This window comes from Flavobacterium pectinovorum (assembly GCF_006438875.1).
Taxonomy (GTDB): domain Bacteria; phylum Bacteroidota; class Bacteroidia; order Flavobacteriales; family Flavobacteriaceae; genus Flavobacterium; species Flavobacterium pectinovorum_A.
The window spans coordinates 274,676-294,576 of the sequence record NZ_RCZH01000005.1 but is presented as its reverse complement, the minus strand read 5'-3'; the positions used below and the strand labels follow the sequence as shown (position 1 = coordinate 294,576).

The following is a 19,901-nucleotide window of genomic DNA, read 5'->3' as shown; positions in this document are numbered from 1 at the left end:
CAACTTGTTTAGCAACATCATACATTAATTTAGCAGTGTAGAAAAGCCCCAAATTTTTACCAAAAACTTCCTAACGAACAATAACGTAAAAATTTAAAATAAAATGAAAACATTATATTCAATCACCCTAATTTTAGTCGCAGGTTTCTTTACTTCATCTTTTAATAACCTTGAGAAAAATGATGTAAATACAACAAAAACTTCTGCTGACGTTTACATGAATGCTACGGATAAAAATGACGATGTAGTTGACACAGAAGTATTAAATGATTTTTTTAGAAGATACTCTGATTTAAAAAAATACCAAAATGATGTGATCTCTTTATACAAAAACAGATCTTATGGAACTATATGGTATAAAAATGGAAAAATAATTGACTTTGGAAATCTATTGTACAAAAAAATAAACAACACTGATAACAAATCTGCACAAATTGAATTTCCTTATAAAGAAGAAATTAATTCGATTTTTAGCACAACTTCAAAAGAAAAACTTTCAAAAACAGATGCTGATATGTTGTTGAGTGCAGCATACATTATATATGCTAATCAAGCAATTGCAGGAAAACCAACAATTTCTTATGAAACTTTATTAGATTCTCTAATGACCAAACCTACTTTATTAGAGAAAAATACTTCGGCTGTATCTGATCAATATGACAAACTTCAAGGTGCTTTAAAAAAATACCAAAAAATAGAAAAAGACAACAACTGGCAACCTATCACAACAGAAACTCCTTATAAAGATATCAGACCAGACGCAAAATCAATTACAGTTGCACAAGTTAGAAACAGATTGTTTGTAATAGGCGATTTGAAAAATGATTCTAAAAGTGATGTTTATGATCAGGAATTAATGGATGGCGTTATGAAATATAAATTGAGAAACGGTCTTAAACCAAACTATATCATTAATGAAGATAATATCAAGGATTTGAATACTCCAATTGATGCAAAAATTAAAACATTGATGCTTAATCTGGAACGTTGCAAAGCTATTTTGCCACAAATTTCTAAAGACAAAGAATTTATCCTGGTTAATGTACCGTCATTTGAATTGATTTATGTAAAAAATGGTAAAATCGAATTGACTTCTAAAGTGTTTGTAGGTGCTCCATTGACCAAAACAACAATTTTTAACGGTAATATCGATAAAATTATTTTTAGCCCTTATTGGACAGTTCCACAAAGTATTGTTGACAATGAATTGAAATCAAAAATTGCCGCTGACAAAAACTATTTGGCAGAACACAATATGGAGATTGTAAATGGTCAGGTGAGACAAAAACCGGGCGCAGATAATTCATTAGGTTTAGTGAAATTTATTTTCCCAAATCCAGATGATATCTATATGCACGATACGCCTGCAAAAACATTATTTGATTTTGAAAAAAGAACTTTTAGCCACGGTTGTGTGAATGTAAATAAAGCTAAAGAATTAGCAATTGCAATGTTAAAAGATTATCCGGAATGGACAGAAGACAAAATCAATAAAGCAATGGATGGTTCTGAAGAAACTACTTTTAAATTGGCAAACAAAGTACCTATCTATATTTGTTATTTTACTTCATGGGTAAATGAATCCGGAGAAGTTAGTTTCTTTCCCGATGTTTATGACAGAGACAACGATTTAAGCAAAGTACTTACTAATGAAAATGTTGTAGCAGATAAATAAGAATAATTGGGATATTAATAAGAGAAGCTTCTTATCGTTCAAATCATAATTTGATTTTGATGTATAAGAAGCTTTTTTTGCCTTTTATTAATTTCTAAAAAAAACCTTAAAGCATTACTTTTAAACCTTTTACAGAACAAAATAACGATAAAACAACCTGATCTTTGCACTATAATTATACCACTATTATAATACAAAAATCAATTTATCATGAAAACAGAAAATATTGAAGGATTAACACTTTTCGAAATAAATTTATTAATCCAACAAGGTGCAAGATTTGTAATGTTCCCTAATTTAATGACCAAAGTTAAAAGTTCAACGATTTATTTTGTTCGTCCTGAAGAAAATAAAATCAAGTATGTATTAAGACATTTTTTAAAGAATGTATTACTTAGTTGGCGTACCTTTCCTCTAAGACCAATGTATCTGTCAAAATCTTTATTTTATTTAGCAATTGGCGGTCGTGATTATACACACAAAATTTTAGCCGACTTAAATCAAATCAATCCTGTTTACAATCCTAATTTGTATTGCCTACAATACATCTAATTTTTTTTCTTAATAATTATCGCATAACTGCCTTTTTTGCCCCAAAGGTTTTTCTGAATATCATCTCACCAAATATTGCCTTAAGTTATAAATTTTAAAGCTTTTACCGGTAAATCTGGAAGTTAACAAAAGATATATTTACAAATTGAATTTAGCTCTTTTATAGGGCTAAATTCTTTTTTTATTTAACTTCTAAGCCAACTATAAGATGAAAACAATCACCTTTAAATTATTTATTTTATGCATCGTTCTTGGCACAACAGCTTGTTCTTCTAACGATTCTACTGAAAAACAAACAGACTCGCCTGAAAAAAAACTTTATGATTACTATGTTGACAGCAACATGCAAAAAGCAATTGATCAACTTGGAATCACGATTAACAAAGGCGATACTCCTCCTAATGTAGAAGGTATTTATTATATTGATCCTTTTCGTTGTACAAACTCTAATTTTAATGATGGATATTTAGGCGTGAATCTTGGCACATCCACTCTCACGCTATCAAACCAAAACACTACTAACTTAAGCGTCGATTTCAAAAATTTCACGATTTATTCCCATGATGCTCAAAATGAAACCTGGGAAGGAAAAGGTTCTTTTATATCCGGTCAGGGCGATAAATTCTCGATCTTACTACACAGTAACGGCGAACTCGATTATGGTTCTTATATCGCAAAATATCAAAACTTAATTATTCTATCAGGTGAACTGGATATTCAGGATAATAATATTAAAGGGATCAAAAACTTACAACTCGCTTCGATTATGTCCGATGATTATAAAGATCCTCACAATACTTTGATCGCAATAGGACAAGGACGCCTTTTCACAAATACTTATGCCAATATGAAATAATTAGAACACTATTCAAGTAAACTTTCCCTTTCATTTTTTTCCGAATTTTAACTAGAATAATAGTATCTTTCTGATCTGAAATTACATTTTTAATTATGGAAGAAAATTATACTGAAGTTAGAAAAAGTTGGTGGGATAGAAACTGGAAATGGTTTGTGCCAACAGGATGTTTAAGTCTTTTGGTCCTTTTAGGTTTATTTATAACCGCAGTTTTCTTTGGAGTTACCTCAATGATGAAAGATTCTGATGTTTACAAAGAAACCTTAACAGAAGTAAAACATAACAAGGTAATAATTGAAAAACTCGGAAATCCTATTGAAGCAGACGGAATGACATCCGGAAATATTAGCTTAAGTAATGATACTGGAAATTGTGACCTGCAAATTCCTATAAAAGGCTCCAAAGGAAAAGGAACTATATTTATTGTAGCTGAAAAAAGAGGGACTTGGAAATACAGCGTAAAGTCCGTTTATATTGAGGCTACAAAAGAAGAAATTGATTTATTGAAGAAGTAAGTTTTATGAACAGATATATTTTCATAACAATTTTAGTACTGTTTATTTCTTGTAATAAAATTGAAAATCACAAGACTTTAAATCAAGTTGATATTCAACGCATAAAAAAGCTAAACCTTCTTGATAACAGTGAAACTATATATCAGTTTTATAGCGAATATAAAAAAGATGTTTGCGGGAATTTTTATACTAACAAAAGAATTGCAACTTATTGGTTAGATAAGCGAAATGCAAAAAAAGACAATGTAAATTTTGCCTATTATAATGATATTGTGAAAATTGATACAATTTATAAGGCAGGATTATCTTATTGCCCCTATATTCTCGTTACAAAAAAAAATGGCTTTACATTCAAAGTTAGTATTGACGGTAGCGAAAGAGGAATTAAATCTTTTTTTGAAGGTGTTTTTCAACAATGGAGAAAAATAAAAAATTAATTATAATAATAGAAAGAGCTATGAAATCATCATTGCTTTTATCCTTGTCCTTTTTTCTGAGCATTTGCAATACAGCAAATTCTCAAAGTAAATATGATTTATATACCAACAAAATAAAACAATTCTCAAAACCCGCAAAGGTTCTATACAATCACATTAATGCAACTGGAAATGGATCAATAGAATTTACAAATGCAAAAAAGCAAATACTTCGGTTTCGTGTTATGAATCAGAAGTTGCAAGTATTGCATGGCGGAATTTCTTTCCAATTATTTTATTACAATAATGACTATTTACAAAGAATTGAAACTTTTGATGCTAACGGTAATTTAGCAGGTGAAAGAGAATCGAATAATGAAGCAGCAATTGTCTTTATTATCGAAAAACCTGATTTGTATCTAAAGAAAAAGAAATTAATAGACGCCGCCGAAGGAAACATTGATTTAAAAGATGATACCTCAGAAAAAATAATACAAGTACAATTGTACGACCAAAATAATCTACCAATTTCTGCCATGCAGCCTACTTATCTTTCCAGTAAAACGTATTGGGATTATAATGTTAGAATGTATTGGCCGTGAAAGAAAGCTACTATCCTGAAGTTTCGGAATCGGGCAATGTGATTATGTTAAGCTTTTAGAAAATAAAATTATTGCAAAGTAAATCCGTTTTTATCCGCGTTTTTACGAAGTAAATCCGTTTTTATCCGCGTCAAAATTAGACGCTGATTTTACTGATTCGCTAAAGCGAAAACGCTGATAAAAAACGGATTTTTCTAATTACTTTCTTAATTAAACTGTTCAGTAATTTTTATATCACCCTTAACTTAATGACATTGGGCTTATTAGGGAGCCACAAAAGATCGCAACGAATAGTGGGATTAGCTCCAAAAAAAATAACATTCCAAAAAGAACCTTAATACTGAAGTCTAGGGATAGAACCTTTAAAAAACAAATTGTTATTTATGAAACAAATTGTTTATGCTCTTAAAATAAAATTGTGGCTTTGTTTTTGAATAAGTAGTATTTTTGAAACTTATATAAAAACCTACTTAATGAAAAAGATTTTAATTTTAGCCCTTGTATTTTCTCTTAGTTCTTGTGCTCAGGTACAACAGACTCTAAATCAATTACCACAATTGTCTTCGCAACTTCCAGGAATTGGCGGAGTTGACATCGCTTCCGGATTAAAAGAAGCTTTAAATAAAGGAATTACTGAACAGGTGAGTAAATTGACCGCCGTTGATGGTTTTTATAAAAATGAAGCCGTAAAAATTTTAATGCCTGCAGAATTGCAAAAAGTAGACGCTACTTTGCGCAAAATTGGATTATCATCTCTTGCCGATGAAGGTATCAAAGTTTTGAATCGTGCTGCCGAAGATGCGGTTAAAGAAGCTACCCCAATCTTTGTATCAGCGGTTAAAAACATGTCGTTTACAGATGCTAAAAATATTCTTTTAGGAAATGATAGCGCCGCAACCAGTTATTTGCAAAATAGCACTACAACAGCTTTATACGGAAAATTTAATCCGGTTATTAAAAGCTCTTTCGAAAAAGTTGGTGCCGATGTGGTTTGGAAAAATATTATTACCAAATACAACACGATTCCGTTGGTTAAAAAAGTAAATCCAGATTTGACTGATTATACAACAAACCAAGCTTTGGCAGGAGTTTTTAAAATGATCTCTGTTGAAGAAAAAGATATTCGTAATAATATTAGTGCAAGAACAACGCCTTTATTAAAAAGCGTGTTTGCTATGCAGGACGGAAAATAAATTTTTCAGCGACAAATTTCACGAATTTTCACAAATTTAATTCGTGTTAATTCGTGAAATTCGAGGCTAAAATTAAAAGAACTATAACAAACCAATCTAGACTAAAATGCAAAAAATTACCATTCTGATTCACTGCAGAGACCAAAAAGGGATTATTGCTTCAGTAACTACTTTTATTGCAAAAGTAGAAGGGAACATTACCTATATCGACCAACATGTTGATGTGGAACAAAATGTGTTTTTTATGCGATTGGAATGTGAATTGACCAACCATAATATAACTATTGAAAGTTTTAAAACTGATTTTGACCAAACAATTGCAGCGCAATTTAATATGTCGTGGGATTTGTACAATCAGGAACAAAAACCAAAAATGGCATTGTTTGTTTCTAAATATGATCATTGCCTTTTTGATATTTTAGGACGTTACAGCGCAGGCGAATTAAATGTCGAAATTCCTGTGATTATCAGTAATCATAACGATTTGAGATCTATTGCAGAACGTTTTGATATTCCGTTTCAATGTGTGCCATTTACAAAAGACAATAAAGAAGAAGGTGAAGCCAAACAAATTGAATTACTGAAAAAGTATCAAATCAATTTTGTTGTTTTGGCGCGTTATATGCAGATTATTACGCCAAAATTGATTTCGCTTTACGAGAATAAAATCATCAATATCCATCATTCGTTTTTGCCTGCTTTTCCGGGTGCAAAGCCCTATCATTCTGCTTTTAAACGTGGTGTGAAAATTATTGGTGCCACAAGCCATTATGTTACCGAAGAGTTAGACGAAGGTCCAATTATCGAACAGGATATTGCTCGTGTATCACACATACATTCCATTGATGATTTTATTATGAAAGGACGCGATTTAGAACGTATTGTTCTTGCCAGAGCTATAAAATTACATGCCGAACGTAAGACTATGGTTTATAGTAATAAAACGGTTGTTTTTTCTTAGGTTCACAGAGGCAGAGTTACAAAGGTTCAAAGGTCTTTGCTTTTTATCCATAAAATAAAAACCCGACAAATTTTAAAAACTTGTCGGGTTTTGTTATTAGATTATGCCTTTTTTTCATTTTATAAATGGCGAAATATTATATATTCCTTTATGTAAACTGGACTGAAGTCCAGCTCTACAATATAAATCGTTCCTTCGGAACTATAGACAGACTTTGGTTTTATCTTTATGCTTGATCTGGACTTTAGTCGGTTTAATATGTGAAAATTTAAACCCGACAGGTTTTTAAAATCTGTCGGGTTTACTATTTAAGATCAAAGATGCTTTTTTAAACCTTTGTCCCGAAGTTTCGGGATAGGAACTCTGAACCTTTGTTCCTTTGAGCCTTTGAAACTTAAAAAAAATTATCTCACTTCGATTAATAATCTTGGATCACTAAAATTATTTACTTCATCCATTGTTAGGCCTAATGCAATTGCTACACCTTCTCCGTATGCCGGATCTGCTTTGTAGCAATTTCTAATGTGACGTACTTGAATAAATTTTTGTGCCCCTCCTACTTGTCCGGCAGTATTTTTGAACAGCAATTGTTTTTTCTCGTCTGTTAATAAACGGAATAATAAACCTGGCTGTGTAAAATAATCATTGTCATCTTCTCTGAAATTGTGCGCATACGCATCTCCATGAAGTTTCAATGGTGGTTCCTTAAATTCAGGTTGCTCTTGCCATTCTCCAAAACTATTTGGCTCATAATGTTTGCGTCCTCCGTTATTTCCATCTACACGCATTGCTCCGTCTCGGTGAAATGTATTGTAAGGACATCTTGAAGAGTTCACTGGAATTTGGTAATTGTTAACTCCTAAACGGTATCTATGAGCGTCTCCATAAGAGAATAAACGGGCTTGTAACATTTTGTCCGGTGAAAAACTAACTCCCGGAGGTACGTGCGCAGGATTAAAAGCAGCCTGTTCAACCTCAGCAAAATAATTTTCAGGATTTTTATTTAATTCGAATTCTCCAACAGGTATTAGCGGATAATCGCCTTTTAACCAAACTTTAGTTAAATCAAAAGGATGGAAACGATAATTTTCCGCTTGTTCTTCGGTCATGATCTGAACGAACATTTTCCATTTTGGGAAGTTTCCTTCTTCAATAGCATCAAATAAATCACGTTGATGACTTTCTCTGTCTCCTCCAACTAATTTAGCTGCTTCTTCGTCAGACAGGTTATCAATTCCTTGTTGCGTTACGAAATGAAATTTCACATAATGCCTCTCGTTTTGATGATTGATGAAACTAAACGTATGGCTACCAAATCCGTGCATTTGTCTGTACGATCTGGGAATTCCGCGATCACTCATTACGATGGTAATTTGGTGTAAAGCTTCTGGTAATAAAGTCCAAAAATCCCAATTGTTATCAGCACTTCTCAAATTGGTTTTTGGATCACGTTTTACAGCATGATTTAAATCAGGGAATTTCATTGGATCACGAAAAAAGAAAACGGGAGTATTATTTCCTACCAAATCCCAATTTCCTTCGTTTGTATAAAATTTCAATGCAAAACCACGAATATCTCTCTCGGCATCAGCAGCACCTCTTTCTCCTGCAACAGTTGAAAAACGCGCAAACATCTCTGTTTTTTTACCAATCTCCGAAAAAATATCAGCTCTTGTATATTTTGTGATGTCATGAGTAACCGTAAAAGTTCCGTAAGCACCAGATCCTTTTGCATGCATTCGTCGTTCCGGAATAACTTCACGATCAAAATGCGCCATTTTTTCTAAAAACCAAAAATCTTGTAATAAAACAGGTCCTCGAGGACCAGCAGTTTGAATGTTTTGATTGTCTGGAACAGGAGTTCCTGTTGCAGTTGTTAATTTCTTGTTTGTTTCCATATTGCTGATATTTAATGTTTTATCAAATATACAAACTTATGTTTACGATATTCATAAACAAAATTGATTGTTATTATATTTTAATAACCAAAAATTATTTAACGTTGCAGAAAGCTCAGAAAAGGTATTTCACGAATCTTAACTTATGTCCAACAAAGTAATAACAAAACCTTAACAGCTAAACATTCATATATGTCGGATCTTTGTACTGTAATAAACTGGTTATTTATTATTTTGGTTTTGGTTAGTTAAATGATGCCGGCTTCTTCGAGATGCCGGCATTTTTTATGCTCTTTTGTTTCTGGTTTTCTTTTGTTTCAGGTTTCAGATTTTTCTCTGTTTCAAGTTTCAGGTTTCAGGTTGTTTGGCTTTGAACATTGGTTTAACCACAAAGCATCAAAGTTCATTTATATATGTGGTTATATAAACACATTTGTAAAAATTAAACATTAACTTATATCCAACAAAGTAATAACAAGACCTTAACACCATAAGATTGATATAAGTCGGATCTTTGTAATGTAATAAACTGGTTATTTATTATTTTGGTTTTGGTTAGTTAAATAATGCCGCCTTCCTAGAGATGTCGGCATTTTTTTATGTTCTTGTTTCAGGTTTTCTTTGTTTAAAGTTTCAAGTTACTTGACTTTGAACATAAATTTTTACCGCAAAGTGCGCAAAGTTTTTTTTCTAACTGTATGTTTAGAAAACACAAAGTTCGCAAAGCTTTATCAATAAATAGCTTTGCTGTAAAATACACAATCCAATAAACTTGAAACTTGAAACAAAAAAAACTTGAAACTACCTTTTTAGTTTCTCAGTCTTTCGTGTAGTATTTTAAAGTACGGAAAAGCCTTTAGTAATCGGCTTCCGTGCCAGGAGAACATTTCGCCATCGACAAAGATTGTTTTGGCGTGATGCGTAAAACGTCCTATCTCAAATGCGTCTTCTTCTTTAAAAGGATACGGTTCTGACGAAAGGAAAACCAAATCGGGATCGCCTTCTAATCGCATTTTTTTGAGTTCAACTTCCGGATAACGACCTTTATTGGCGTAGATATTCTCAAAATGATTCAGTTTTAACAACTCATTTATATAAGTATCATCACCTGCCACCATAAAAGGATTTTTCCAAATGAAGTAAGCAGCTTTTTTAATTTCAATATCCTGAATATATTTTTTGAAATCGCTCAAAGCAAAAGTCAATTTATCATTCCACTTTTGCGCTTCTGTCCGGCAATTAAAAAGTTGTCCGAAATCTGTTATCATCTGAAAATTATCTTCGATAGAAATAATATTCGTTACCCAAACTGGACAAATAGAACTTAATTGCTCCACAATTTCCGCTGTGTTTTCTTCTTTATTACAAATGATAATATCAGGCTGTAGTAATTTTATTTTTTCGAAATGAATTTTCTTAGTTCCTCCAACAACTTTTTTAGTAGATTTGAAATGATACGGATGTACACAAAACTTTGTGATTCCGATGATTTTTTCTTCTAAACCTAAATCATACAACAATTCCGTTTGCGACGGTACCAGCGAGATAATGCGTTTTGGAGCGGTCTCAAAAGAATGTAAAGTACCAAGCTGATCTTTAAATTGTTTCATTTGTTTTTTGTTTCAGGTTTTCTTTGTTGCAAGTTTGTTGGATTGTGTGATTTTACCGCAGAGTTCGCAAAGTTTTTTCGCAAAGTTTCGCAAAGTTTTTTTATTGATATCTAATAAGTGGTCAAAGTTCACAAAGCTTTGCACATAGCTTTGCAAACTTTTTTCAATAGAAAACAACTACCCACAAAGAGCGTAAATCTTTGCGAAACTTTGCGAAAAAACTTTGCGAACTCTGCGGTAAAAAATTATGTTCAAAGTAAAGCAAACTTTAAACCTGAAACCTTAAACTAAGAATTTCTTCCATTTCTTGTTGTACTTTTAAGGCTTCTTCTCTTGCTTTTTCGGCAAAATCAGTTCCATTAGATGCATAGATAATTGCTCTTGCAGAGTTTACTAATAATCCAACTTTATCGTTCATTCCGTATTTGCATACTTCAGATAAACTTCCGCCTTGAGCGCCAATTCCGGGAACTAACAAGAAACTGTCCGGAACAATTTTTCTGATTTCCGTAAAATATTCGGCTTTTGTGGCACCAACAACATACATTAGATTGTGGCTGTTTTTCCATGTTTTAGAAGTTTCCAAAACTTGTTTGTATAATTCTTTTCCGTTTATGTTTAAGGTCTGAAAATCAAAAGCACCTTCGTTAGAAGTTAATGCCAACATAATTGTATGTTTATTTTCGAAAGCTAAAAATGGCTCAACCGAATCTTTTCCCATATATGGGGCAACGGTAACACTATCAAAATTTAGATCTTCAAAAAAAGCTTTTGCATACATACTTGAAGTATTTCCGATATCACCGCGCTTTGCATCGGCAATAGTAAACATTTCAGGAAAATTCTCGTTGATGTAATTGATTGTTTTCTGAAGCGAAATCCATCCTTTTATACCATATGCTTCAAAAAAAGCGGTGTTTGGTTTGTATCCAACCGTTAAATCGTGTGTTGCATCGATTATGGCTTTATTAAATTCGAAAATAGGATCTTCGGTTTCTAATAAATGAGGTGGGATTTTGGTTAGATCGGGATCCAATCCAACGCATAAAAATGATTTTTTTAAAAGGATTTGTTCGTGTAGTTGTTGTGTTGTCATTCTTGTTTTTTTAACGCTTCTAATCCATTAGAAATAATTCTTTTTAGAAGGTATGCAAAAATAAAAAAAGCCATTCAATTAAGAATGGCTTTTTGGTTTTATATTCAATTTAGCTTATAAATTACCTAAATAAACAATTTCTGTTCTTCTGTTCTCTGCTCTTCCCGCAGCTGTTTTATTAGATTGAACCGGTTTTGATGCTCCAAATCCCTGAGACGTTAAATTCTCCGGATTCACTCCTTTCGAAATCAAAGCTTCCATAACTACTTTTGCTCTTGCTTCTGATAGTTTTTGGTTTGCTTTTGGGTTTCCTACGTTATCTGTATGTCCATTAATTGCAAATTTAGCATTTGGATAATTTTTCAAGATCTCTTTAATAGCATCTAATCTTCCTGAAGTTTCTCCTTTTTTAGCATCGCTTAATGTTGCTTTTCCGGTTACAAAAAAGATCGATTTAGCTTCAACTTTTAATTTTTCCAAAGTAGCTTTAGTTACTTTTGGACAACCTTTGTTATCTGCAGGACCTGCAATCAAAGGGCAATCATCTACATTGTCAGGCACGCCGTCTTTATCTGCATCCAGAACCGGACATCCTTTATTTTCGGCTAAACCAGCAACTGTAGGGCAAGCATCGTCTTTATCCAAAATTCCGTCTCCGTCAGTATCCGGCCAAGGGCAGCCTTTATTTTCTACCGGACCAGCAATTGCAGGACAAGCATCTACATTATCCAATAGAGTATCTCCGTCAGTATCTTTCCAGGGACAGCCCTTATTTTCTACCGGTCCCTTAACATCAGGACAAGCATCGTCTTTATCCAGAACTTTATCTCCATCAGTATCCGGCCACGGACAACCATTATTTTGTGCCGGTCCGGCTACTTTTCTACAAGCATCTTCTTTGTCTATAACTCCGTCCCCATCGGTATCTTTGAATTTTTTTTCATAAACCGGAATTTTCATTCCAACGTGAAAATCTGCTCCTTTTGATTCTTTCGAAACTAAATTACTAAGAACAGAACCTGAACCTACAAAGAAAGCTCCCAATCTAATTCCGGATCCTACCTGCATTCCGCTATATTCCATCCAGGTCATTGGTACATAAAAACTAAACCATCTGCTTTCGTAACGCGGTGTCAAACTTACACGGTCAGCAATACTTGTTCCGTTTAACTTGGTATCGCTTACCATACTAATGTCTCCGTTAAGATTCAAATAGAATTTTCTATACATATTCCAATCAACATCAGCGTGTATTGCGGTTGGCAAATTTGTCTTTACTCCTTTTGAGCTCGAAATTTTAGTATAATGTTCGTTTAGAAAATCATATATATTATCTGCATCATCAATCATTTGCTGTGTTACAACACCAGTTACGTTATAGGTATCAATTTTAGAATTTTTATAATTGATAGAACCTATGTCTGTAACAGATAATCCAAAACGCAATTTGTATTTGTTCAGGTCACGAAAGTTATTATCTATTTTCGCAGCATTTCTTAAATCATACTTTTCATATTCTGGCCTCCACTCGTAAACAAGTCCAAAATCAAATCCAAAACCGCTTGAATTGATATCAAAATCATAATCTTCATTGGCTTCCCAATCCTGACTTCCTCCAATTGTGACTTCACCATTAGAAACCAATGTTCCTGCTTTTGGATCTAACTTATTTTCAACAAAAGCTACATTTACGTTTTTTCCCTGAACATATCCATTTGCTCCTCCTTGCAAATACTTTGCTGTCAGACCACCTTTCAAAAAGTGCTGATTATTTTGATACAAAACAGTAGCATACGAAAGTCCCAATTCTCCCCATGAATTAGAAGCACCGTTTGGACTTCCGGCATTAAAATTAAAATTGTTAGCTTGATCTAAACCATCTTTTACCTGATCTACAAGATAACCGTTTACGTTTCTTGCATTACTTACAGATCTGGCTCTTGTAAAAACTGCTAAAGTATGTTTTGGTGCGATATTAAACATAAAAGACGGCCCCATAATATCAAAATTGGCAAGTCCGTTATTTGAATTCTTTGGAGTCATTACAGATTCCTTCTCAAAATCATACCCTTTTTTATAAACATCAAAAAGTTTAACTCCGTACAAGTCATTTTGGACAGAACCGCTTATCGAGAATATATTTATGTCTGTTTTAAAACGGGAATCAGCTATTGAAGCCGGATTAAAAAGTACGCTTTGCACACCTGCGTAATTGTCATGAAAATAGCCGATATAAGATTGTGCTTTGGCTGAAAAATTAATTGCAATAAGTAATAAACTAAGTACTAGTTTTTTCATTAAAATTTGGATTTTTAGTTTGGTTTGGCGGCAAAACTACAATAATAGATTTGGAAATATGTTAGTAAAACATTGAATTCATGTAACATCTTTAACAAATTATGTAAGAAAAAGAAAGTGGTGTTCTTTTAATTTTGATAACGAACCCTAAATCAGGAAATTATGAGTCTACATATCGGAATAACGCCAAAAAACTTAAAAAAAAGTACCGCAATATTAGCCACGATTTTATCTAATGAAATGACTCTATATGTAAAAACCAGAAAATTTCATTGGAATATTTCCGGAAATAGCTTTATGGAATTGCATAAATTGTTTGAGGACCAATACCGGGTTTTAGAAGCTCAAATTGATGAAGTTGCAGAACGCATAAGTCAGCTTGGAGAAAAAACAATTGGAACGATGAAGGAATTTATAGAAAATTCTACCCTAAAAGAATCTCCTAAAGAATATACTTCGCAAAAACAAATGCTGGAGGAACTTTTAGAAAATCATGAGCAATTAGTAACTGAGTTTAGAGATTATATTCCGGTTTTTGAAGACGAAAACAATGATATTGGTTCTGCTGATTTTATAACAGGATTATTGCAGGAACACGAAAAAATGGCTTGGGTTTTGCGCCGTTATCAAGTGTAATAAATACGAAATGTGAATTATGCAACGCTCGGCAGAATTGATGTAACGCAATTGGAGCAAACAATTTGCAATTTTACAATTCTATTAATAATAAAAAAAAATATCATGAATACCACTGAAATAAAAGGAAACTGGAATGAGTTAAAAGGAAAATTGAAACAAAAATATGCAACTCTGACAGATGATGATTTGATGTTTGCTGAAGGAAAAGAAGACGAAATGTACGGAAGACTTCAGCAAAAGTTGGGAAAAACAAAAGAAGAATTTCATCAAATCCTTTCAGATTTGTAAATCCTTATGACTCAGTCAGAAATACCGTCTAGTAAAACATATTAGACGGTATTTTTTTGAGAATATTATTTATTTTTTTTAATGTTTTTGCAACTCTCGCAGGCATTAAAAGCGGTAACCACAAATAAATTAATTATCTTTAACCAAATTTCTTTAAAATGAAGCTATTTATAAAGTTCGACATAAATACCATTTGCTCTCTTTATCTAAAACAAAATCTGGAACAACAAAATATTAATTTCACAAGTTTAGGATTTGGTGAGATCGAGATTGCGGACAATCTTGATGCAGATGCTCTTGAAACTTTAAAAAATAATTTAAGTCCCTGTGGTTTTGAGATTGTCGAGAATCAAAAAAGCGTTTTAGTTCAAAAAATAAAAGATGCCATAATTGAGCTGGTTTTTATGGATGACAGCAACAATTATAAAAGTTCTGTTTTTCTGGCGGAGAAACTAAATCACAGTTATGGTTATTTATCGAATGTTTTTTCGGAGGTAACGTATTCTTCTATTGAGAATTTTATCATTTTACAGAAAATTGAAAGAGCGAAACAATTGATTATTATTAATGAAATGAGTTTGACCGAAATTGCTTTTTTACTAAACTATTCAAGTGTTGCACATTTGAGTACACAGTTTAAAAATACAACCGGAATAACACCTTCGGCTTTTCAGAGAATAATTAAGAAGCGCAGAGAAAATTTAAAATAAAAACCCAAATACCATACTAAAATGCAAAAAAACGCATTATACATTTTATTGGCTGATGATGATGAAGATGATCGTCTTTTTTTTAAGGATGCTTTTGAAGAAATCAAGATACAAACTAACGTAGACTTTGTTCATGACGGAATGCAGTTGATGGATCATTTACTGAATCCTGATAATAAATTGCCGGATATTTTGTTTCTCGATTTGAACATGCCTAAAAAAACGGGTAAAGAATGTTTAATCGAAATAAAAAAAACGGAGCGCCTTAAAAATATTATTATTGCAATCTATTCTACTTCATCATCTGAAGAAGATATTGAGGACACTTTTATTCAGGGAGCCAATATTTACATTAAAAAACCAAGCGATTTTAATACGCTTAAAAAAATAATTAATGAAGTTGTGACTGTAAACTGGCACTATCATACCTCTGGGTTAAATCGTGATAATTTCCTGCTCCGACTAAAATAATAGAATACCAATGAAATGGATACCAAATTTTAATTCTTCAAACTCATTGAGAGTTATTTTTGTAATCGCAGTTTTCATTTTGTTATTTCTATCTTCTATTGCTTACAAACACAATCAGGATTTGAACGAATCCAGTAAGTTGGTAATGCATACGTATGAAATAAACATACAACTGGAACGATTAATGTCGGCGATTAAGGATGCCGAAACGGGTCAGCGTGGGTATATAATTACACGTAATGCCCGTTTTTTAACGCCTTATATTTATTCGCGAGACAAAGTAAACACTTCATTTATTACCCTAAAAAAACTAACTGCTGATAACCCCGTACAGCAGCGAAATCTTCAAAATCTATTTAAGCTGATTATTCAGCGTTTTGTTTCTTTTGAAAATTGCCTAAAATATAGCGATCCCAAAACATATGATAAACGAAAACTCGACAATCATATGTTTGGCGGTCGAATCCTGATGGAAAATATTCGTTTTAAGGTGGACGAAATGAACGACATCGAAAAAGATTATTTATCCAAAAGATTAAAAATTTACGCTGCCGAAATCTCTTTAAGCCCACTTTTCTCTGTTTCATTGTTTCTGGTTGCATTATGCTTTATCTTATTGGCTTACAGACAAATTAGCCGTGATTTTGAACGTTTGAAAGTTTTCAACAAAAGACTTTTGATCTCAAATGGACTTATTGCTGAATCTGAAGTTATTGGAAAATTCAGCACCTGGCAATGGGATTTAGATTCTCAAAAAATAGATTATTCAGATAACCAATTTCGTTTGTTAGGCTATGAACCAAATGCCTTTGTTCCTGTAAAAGAAACTTTTCTGGATTTTGTTCATCCTGACGATAAAGAAACCGTTTCTAAATCTATGGAAGGAATTCTTAATAAGAAACAATTGCCTTTTGTTTATTATAAAATAATGCTTCCGAGTCATGAAGTCCGATATTTTAAAAGTACCGGAAAATTATTAACAGATCAACAAGGAAGTAAAATTTTACTCGGAATTAATTTTGATATTACTGATGAGCATTTGCTTAATATAGAGCTTCAGGAACGAAATAAAGAACTTGAAAAAAGCAATAAAGAATTAGCTTCTTTCAACCATGTTGCAAGTCATGATTTACAGGAACCGCTGAGAAAAATTCAGACTTTTATCTCGAGAGTTTCAGATGCAGATAAAGCAGTTATGTCGCAAAGTGCCAGAGATTATATTGCAAAAATTGAAGTTTCGGCCAAAAGAATGCGTGTCTTAATTGATGATTTACTTTTGTTTTCGAGAACAAATACAACCAAAAAAGAATTTATAAAATCGAACTTAAACGAATTACTCGAAAATGCAGAGGCTGAACTTACTGAAATAATTGACGAAAAGAAAGCCATTATTACCGCAGCTAAATTGCCTAAATTATCTGTGATTCCTTATCAGATCGAACAGCTTTTCATCAACTTGATTGGAAATTCCTTAAAATACAGTCAGCCCAATATTACTCCTGAAATTTCAATTGAAAGCGAAAAAGTTCTTTCTGCAGATTATCCGGATTTATTGGAACAAGATGTAAAGAAATTCCACAAAATAACTTTTACAGATAACGGAATGGGTTTTGACCCGCAATTCAAAGAAACCATTTTTGTTTTGTTCCAGCGTTTGCATTCTAAAACAGATTATCCCGGAACCGGAATTGGCCTTGCAATTTGTAAGAAAATCGCAGACAACCATAAAGGTCATATCATTGCTGACAGTATTCTTAATAAAGGTTCTGTTTTCACTGTTTTTTTACCTGATTAAACCCCTTAAAGAACTACATAATAAGCGTTATATAAATCCATTATGGGAATTATATAACGTTTCTTTTTTATGCTGTAAAGCAAAATCTTGGTTTCGTTAGCATCTTTGTAATGTAATACTTTAAGAAGTAATAATGAAAGCAATTCCCCCCTTAAAAGCAGCAATTTTTAAAGCCGTTTTTTTATTGATAATCGTTGTTTGTTTAGCATCATGCAAGAAAAGCAATCCAATAGAAACGAATTTGAAAAACGAAACTTTTAACATAAATGAAAAAGAAGAAATTGAAGCCTTTTTTTTTATAGCTACGGCAAATGTGAGTAAAACCATTATTTCGAAAAGTCAAATTGCACAACAAAAAAGTTCAGAAATTAATGTACAGGAATTAAGCAAAAAGATTGAGTTAAATCAAAGTAATTTATTAGAGGAAGTAAATAAAATAGCCAATAAAAAGCTAATCATTATTACCGAAATAAATGCAACACACAAAAGAGATCTTTATGATCTGATTGATGTAACAGATGCAGGTTTTAAAAAAGCATATTTAAACTCAATGGCTCAATCCTTAAACGAACAAATAGATTTGTTTGAATCGATATCGAAAGATACCAACGACAAAACAATTCTAAAATTAGTTTTACAGTATTTACCTGGACAATATGAGCTCTTAAGAGAAACGGAGCGAATCAACAAAGAATATATCTAAACGCCTATACAATAATTATTAACTAAATTTTTTAACTATGAAAATGCAATCAAATTTTTTATGCGCCTTAACCCTTTTTTTAACAGCTTCGTTTGGAATGCTGCACGCTCAGGACAATAATGTTAACACCGAATTTGGTGTAAAAGGGGGATTCAATATGTCTAACCTTTATCAAAGTAAAGCTGATGACAATAATGTATTATACGGATTCAATGCCGGGGTTTATGCCACATTACCAATCTCAGATTTTATTGCCATTCAGCCGGAGATTTTGTTCACTACCAAAGGTGCTGAATTAGATTACAACAACGCTCTTGTAAGCGGAAATTCAAAATTTAAATTGAATTATATAGAAGTTCCTTTGTTAGTGAGAGTAAATATTACCAAAAATTTCAACGTTCACGCGGGTGGTTATGCTTCTTATCTGGTAAGTTCTAAAGTAACCGGTGACGGGGATTTTAACTTCGATCAGGAAATTAATACTGATGATTTAAACAAATTCGATGCTGGTTTAGCAGCAGGTGTTGGAGTAGATTTTAACCCAATAAGTATTGGTTTACGTTACAATTACGGATTAACAACTGTTGGAAAAGAAAGAACTGTTGCCGGAACAACGTATACTTTTCCAGATGCAAAAAACAGCAATTTGACTTTATATCTTTCGTATAAGTTAAATTAAAAACAAAGATTAATTATTAACCATAAATATAGAAACCATGTCTAATTTACTATATACAATCGCAGTAATACTGGTTATTCTGTGGGCTTTAGGATTCTTTGTTTACAGCCTCGGAAGTATTATTCATATACTGCTTGTTATTGCAATTATTGCAGTACTGTTCAGACTTATTAAAGGTCGCGAAATTTAAAAATCAACAAACTATTAAATAATTATATTAATCTATTAAAATCAAATATTATGAAAACGAGTAACACCATTTTAGGAATTTTAGGAGCTGCAGCTGCAGGAGCATTTTTAGGAGTTTTATTTGCACCGGACAAAGGGTCAAATACAAGAAAAAAAATCTCAGATAAATCAAAAGATTACGGAGATAAAGCAAAAGCAAAATTTGACGGAATTGTAAGCACGATTTCTTCAAACGGTAAAGACATTATCGAAGAAGGAAAAGCAAAATTCAATCAGGCAAAAGAGGACTTCAATACTATTAAAGATGAAGCAAAGACTGTAAAAACGAACTACTAAAAGTGAAATTTTTAAATCATAAATACCCTCTATTATGGAATCAAATGCAACAACAAACGAGAACTTAAATCTTTATGAGAAAGCAGAAAATTATACCAAAACGAGTTTAGAATTAATTAAACTCAAAACGGTATCAACATCAGCCGATGTTTTATCGACATTGACATCTAAGATTGCAGTTGGTGCTGTTGTTGCATTTTTTACCTTATTCCTGAATATTGGGATTAGTTTATGGGTTGGAAAAGAACTTGGAGAGTATTATTACGGTTTTTTTATTGTGGCGCTATTTTATTTAATTGTTGCCATTGTGATGCACAAAACGCAGCACAAACTGATTAAAACCCCTATTGGCAATATGATTATTACCAGTATTTTGAAAGAAACTAAAAAAGATATCAAAACTGATGCAAATTAATTAA

The 19,901-nt window shown here is 32.4% G+C and carries 22 protein-coding genes; 18 read left to right on the top strand and 4 right to left on the bottom strand.

Annotation, left to right across the window (positions count from 1 at the left end):
• Positions 1–103 precede the first annotated feature (103 nt).
• The 8 genes from EAH81_RS09525 to purU all read left to right on the top strand — a co-directional run bounded on the left by EAH81_RS09525 (position 104) and on the right by purU (position 6,770).
• Positions 104–1,675 carry a murein L,D-transpeptidase gene (locus tag EAH81_RS09525; RefSeq protein ID WP_140506286.1) on the top strand — a complete coding sequence of 524 codons (1,572 nt, stop codon included), beginning with the start codon at positions 104–106 and terminating at the stop codon, positions 1,673–1,675.
• Between the two features lie 210 nt (positions 1,676–1,885).
• Positions 1,886–2,227 carry a hypothetical protein gene (locus EAH81_RS09520; protein WP_140506284.1) on the top strand — a complete coding sequence of 114 codons (342 nt, stop codon included), beginning with the start codon at positions 1,886–1,888 and terminating at the stop codon, positions 2,225–2,227.
• Positions 2,228–2,435: 208 nt separating this feature from the next.
• Entirely contained in the window at positions 2,436–3,083 is a 648-nt protein-coding gene (locus EAH81_RS09515; RefSeq protein WP_140506282.1) for a hypothetical protein, read from the top strand.
• Positions 3,084–3,178: 95 nt separating this feature from the next.
• Positions 3,179–3,598 carry a cytochrome c oxidase assembly factor Coa1 family protein gene (locus EAH81_RS09510; RefSeq protein WP_140506280.1) on the top strand — a complete coding sequence of 140 codons (420 nt, stop codon included), beginning with the start codon at positions 3,179–3,181 and terminating at the stop codon, positions 3,596–3,598.
• Positions 3,599–3,603: 5 nt separating this feature from the next.
• The gene (locus EAH81_RS09505) at positions 3,604–4,035 is read left to right on the top strand and encodes a hypothetical protein (protein ID WP_140506278.1); all 432 of its coding nucleotides are present in this window, start codon (positions 3,604–3,606) and stop codon (positions 4,033–4,035) included.
• A gap of 20 nt (positions 4,036–4,055) precedes the next feature.
• Positions 4,056–4,616, top strand: coding sequence for a hypothetical protein (locus tag EAH81_RS09500; protein WP_140506276.1), 561 nt, complete (start codon positions 4,056–4,058; stop codon positions 4,614–4,616).
• Between the two features lie 473 nt (positions 4,617–5,089).
• Positions 5,090–5,809: a DUF4197 domain-containing protein gene (locus EAH81_RS09495; protein WP_140506274.1), complete on the top strand. Its 720-nt coding sequence runs from the start codon at positions 5,090–5,092 to the stop codon at positions 5,807–5,809.
• A 106-nt stretch (positions 5,810–5,915) separates the two neighbouring features.
• The gene (gene purU, locus EAH81_RS09490) at positions 5,916–6,770 is read left to right on the top strand and encodes a formyltetrahydrofolate deformylase (protein ID WP_140506272.1); all 855 of its coding nucleotides are present in this window, start codon (positions 5,916–5,918) and stop codon (positions 6,768–6,770) included.
• 404 nt (positions 6,771–7,174) lie between these two features.
• Here the strand turns inward: purU and EAH81_RS09485 are convergent, their stop codons facing one another.
• From EAH81_RS09485 to EAH81_RS09470, 4 genes are all read right to left on the bottom strand, one after another.
• Positions 7,175–8,668 (bottom strand): catalase, encoded by a 1,494-nt coding sequence (locus tag EAH81_RS09485; protein WP_140506270.1) that lies wholly within the window; start codon positions 8,666–8,668, stop codon positions 7,175–7,177.
• An 809-nt stretch (positions 8,669–9,477) separates the two neighbouring features.
• Entirely contained in the window at positions 9,478–10,278 is an 801-nt protein-coding gene (locus EAH81_RS09480; RefSeq protein WP_140506268.1) for an ABC transporter substrate-binding protein, read from the bottom strand.
• 268 nt (positions 10,279–10,546) lie between these two features.
• Complete coding sequence (gene pyrF / locus EAH81_RS09475) at positions 10,547–11,374, bottom strand: orotidine-5'-phosphate decarboxylase (RefSeq protein ID WP_140506266.1); 828 nt, start codon at positions 11,372–11,374, stop codon at positions 10,547–10,549.
• Between the two features lie 114 nt (positions 11,375–11,488).
• Positions 11,489–13,672 (bottom strand): DUF5723 family protein, encoded by a 2,184-nt coding sequence (locus EAH81_RS09470; protein ID WP_140506265.1) that lies wholly within the window; start codon positions 13,670–13,672, stop codon positions 11,489–11,491.
• Positions 13,673–13,834: 162 nt separating this feature from the next.
• Here EAH81_RS09470 and EAH81_RS09465 point away from each other — a divergent pair, with 162 nt between their 5' ends.
• The 10 genes from EAH81_RS09465 (at position 13,835) to EAH81_RS09420 (ending at position 19,897) form a co-directional block, all read left to right on the top strand.
• Positions 13,835–14,308, top strand: coding sequence for a Dps family protein (locus EAH81_RS09465; RefSeq protein ID WP_140506263.1), 474 nt, complete (start codon positions 13,835–13,837; stop codon positions 14,306–14,308).
• A gap of 105 nt (positions 14,309–14,413) precedes the next feature.
• Positions 14,414–14,599, top strand: a complete 186-nt coding sequence (locus EAH81_RS09460; RefSeq protein WP_068843283.1) for a CsbD family protein — start codon at positions 14,414–14,416, stop codon at positions 14,597–14,599.
• Positions 14,600–14,757: 158 nt separating this feature from the next.
• Positions 14,758–15,309, top strand: coding sequence for a helix-turn-helix domain-containing protein (locus EAH81_RS09455; RefSeq protein ID WP_089353301.1), 552 nt, complete (start codon positions 14,758–14,760; stop codon positions 15,307–15,309).
• Between the two features lie 21 nt (positions 15,310–15,330).
• The gene (locus tag EAH81_RS09450) at positions 15,331–15,780 is read left to right on the top strand and encodes a response regulator (protein WP_140506262.1); all 450 of its coding nucleotides are present in this window, start codon (positions 15,331–15,333) and stop codon (positions 15,778–15,780) included.
• A 10-nt stretch (positions 15,781–15,790) separates the two neighbouring features.
• Positions 15,791–17,575, top strand: coding sequence for a CHASE3 domain-containing protein (locus EAH81_RS09445; protein WP_140506260.1), 1,785 nt, complete (start codon positions 15,791–15,793; stop codon positions 17,573–17,575).
• Positions 17,576–17,708: 133 nt separating this feature from the next.
• Complete coding sequence (locus EAH81_RS09440) at positions 17,709–18,278, top strand: DUF4142 domain-containing protein (protein ID WP_140506258.1); 570 nt, start codon at positions 17,709–17,711, stop codon at positions 18,276–18,278.
• A gap of 37 nt (positions 18,279–18,315) precedes the next feature.
• The gene (locus EAH81_RS09435; RefSeq protein ID WP_140506256.1) at positions 18,316–18,957 is read left to right on the top strand and encodes a porin family protein; all 642 of its coding nucleotides are present in this window, start codon (positions 18,316–18,318) and stop codon (positions 18,955–18,957) included.
• A gap of 37 nt (positions 18,958–18,994) precedes the next feature.
• The gene (locus EAH81_RS09430; RefSeq protein WP_121326023.1) at positions 18,995–19,147 is read left to right on the top strand and encodes a lmo0937 family membrane protein; all 153 of its coding nucleotides are present in this window, start codon (positions 18,995–18,997) and stop codon (positions 19,145–19,147) included.
• Positions 19,148–19,197: 50 nt separating this feature from the next.
• Positions 19,198–19,482 (top strand): YtxH domain-containing protein, encoded by a 285-nt coding sequence (locus tag EAH81_RS09425; RefSeq protein ID WP_140506254.1) that lies wholly within the window; start codon positions 19,198–19,200, stop codon positions 19,480–19,482.
• Positions 19,483–19,516: 34 nt separating this feature from the next.
• Positions 19,517–19,897 carry a hypothetical protein gene (locus EAH81_RS09420; RefSeq protein WP_140506252.1) on the top strand — a complete coding sequence of 127 codons (381 nt, stop codon included), beginning with the start codon at positions 19,517–19,519 and terminating at the stop codon, positions 19,895–19,897.
• The last annotated feature ends 4 nt before the right edge of the window (positions 19,898–19,901 follow it).

Coding starts and splice junctions, on each gene's coding strand:
- EAH81_RS09525 (WP_140506286.1), top strand. CDS start 104: ATGAAAACATTATATTCAATCACCCTAATTTTAGTCGCAGGTTTCTTT.
- EAH81_RS09520 (WP_140506284.1), top strand. CDS start 1,886: ATGAAAACAGAAAATATTGAAGGATTAACACTTTTCGAAATAAATTTA.
- EAH81_RS09515 (WP_140506282.1), top strand. CDS start 2,436: ATGAAAACAATCACCTTTAAATTATTTATTTTATGCATCGTTCTTGGC.
- EAH81_RS09510 (WP_140506280.1), top strand. CDS start 3,179: ATGGAAGAAAATTATACTGAAGTTAGAAAAAGTTGGTGGGATAGAAAC.
- EAH81_RS09505 (WP_140506278.1), top strand. CDS start 3,604: ATGAACAGATATATTTTCATAACAATTTTAGTACTGTTTATTTCTTGT.
- EAH81_RS09500 (WP_140506276.1), top strand. CDS start 4,056: ATGAAATCATCATTGCTTTTATCCTTGTCCTTTTTTCTGAGCATTTGC.
- EAH81_RS09495 (WP_140506274.1), top strand. CDS start 5,090: ATGAAAAAGATTTTAATTTTAGCCCTTGTATTTTCTCTTAGTTCTTGT.
- purU (WP_140506272.1), top strand. CDS start 5,916: ATGCAAAAAATTACCATTCTGATTCACTGCAGAGACCAAAAAGGGATT.
- EAH81_RS09485 (WP_140506270.1), bottom strand. CDS start 8,668: ATGGAAACAAACAAGAAATTAACAACTGCAACAGGAACTCCTGTTCCA.
- EAH81_RS09480 (WP_140506268.1), bottom strand. CDS start 10,278: ATGAAACAATTTAAAGATCAGCTTGGTACTTTACATTCTTTTGAGACC.
- pyrF (WP_140506266.1), bottom strand. CDS start 11,374: ATGACAACACAACAACTACACGAACAAATCCTTTTAAAAAAATCATTT.
- EAH81_RS09470 (WP_140506265.1), bottom strand. CDS start 13,672: ATGAAAAAACTAGTACTTAGTTTATTACTTATTGCAATTAATTTTTCA.
- EAH81_RS09465 (WP_140506263.1), top strand. CDS start 13,835: ATGAGTCTACATATCGGAATAACGCCAAAAAACTTAAAAAAAAGTACC.
- EAH81_RS09460 (WP_068843283.1), top strand. CDS start 14,414: ATGAATACCACTGAAATAAAAGGAAACTGGAATGAGTTAAAAGGAAAA.
- EAH81_RS09455 (WP_089353301.1), top strand. CDS start 14,758: ATGAAGCTATTTATAAAGTTCGACATAAATACCATTTGCTCTCTTTAT.
- EAH81_RS09450 (WP_140506262.1), top strand. CDS start 15,331: ATGCAAAAAAACGCATTATACATTTTATTGGCTGATGATGATGAAGAT.
- EAH81_RS09445 (WP_140506260.1), top strand. CDS start 15,791: ATGAAATGGATACCAAATTTTAATTCTTCAAACTCATTGAGAGTTATT.
- EAH81_RS09440 (WP_140506258.1), top strand. CDS start 17,709: ATGAAAGCAATTCCCCCCTTAAAAGCAGCAATTTTTAAAGCCGTTTTT.
- EAH81_RS09435 (WP_140506256.1), top strand. CDS start 18,316: ATGAAAATGCAATCAAATTTTTTATGCGCCTTAACCCTTTTTTTAACA.
- EAH81_RS09430 (WP_121326023.1), top strand. CDS start 18,995: ATGTCTAATTTACTATATACAATCGCAGTAATACTGGTTATTCTGTGG.
- EAH81_RS09425 (WP_140506254.1), top strand. CDS start 19,198: ATGAAAACGAGTAACACCATTTTAGGAATTTTAGGAGCTGCAGCTGCA.
- EAH81_RS09420 (WP_140506252.1), top strand. CDS start 19,517: ATGGAATCAAATGCAACAACAAACGAGAACTTAAATCTTTATGAGAAA.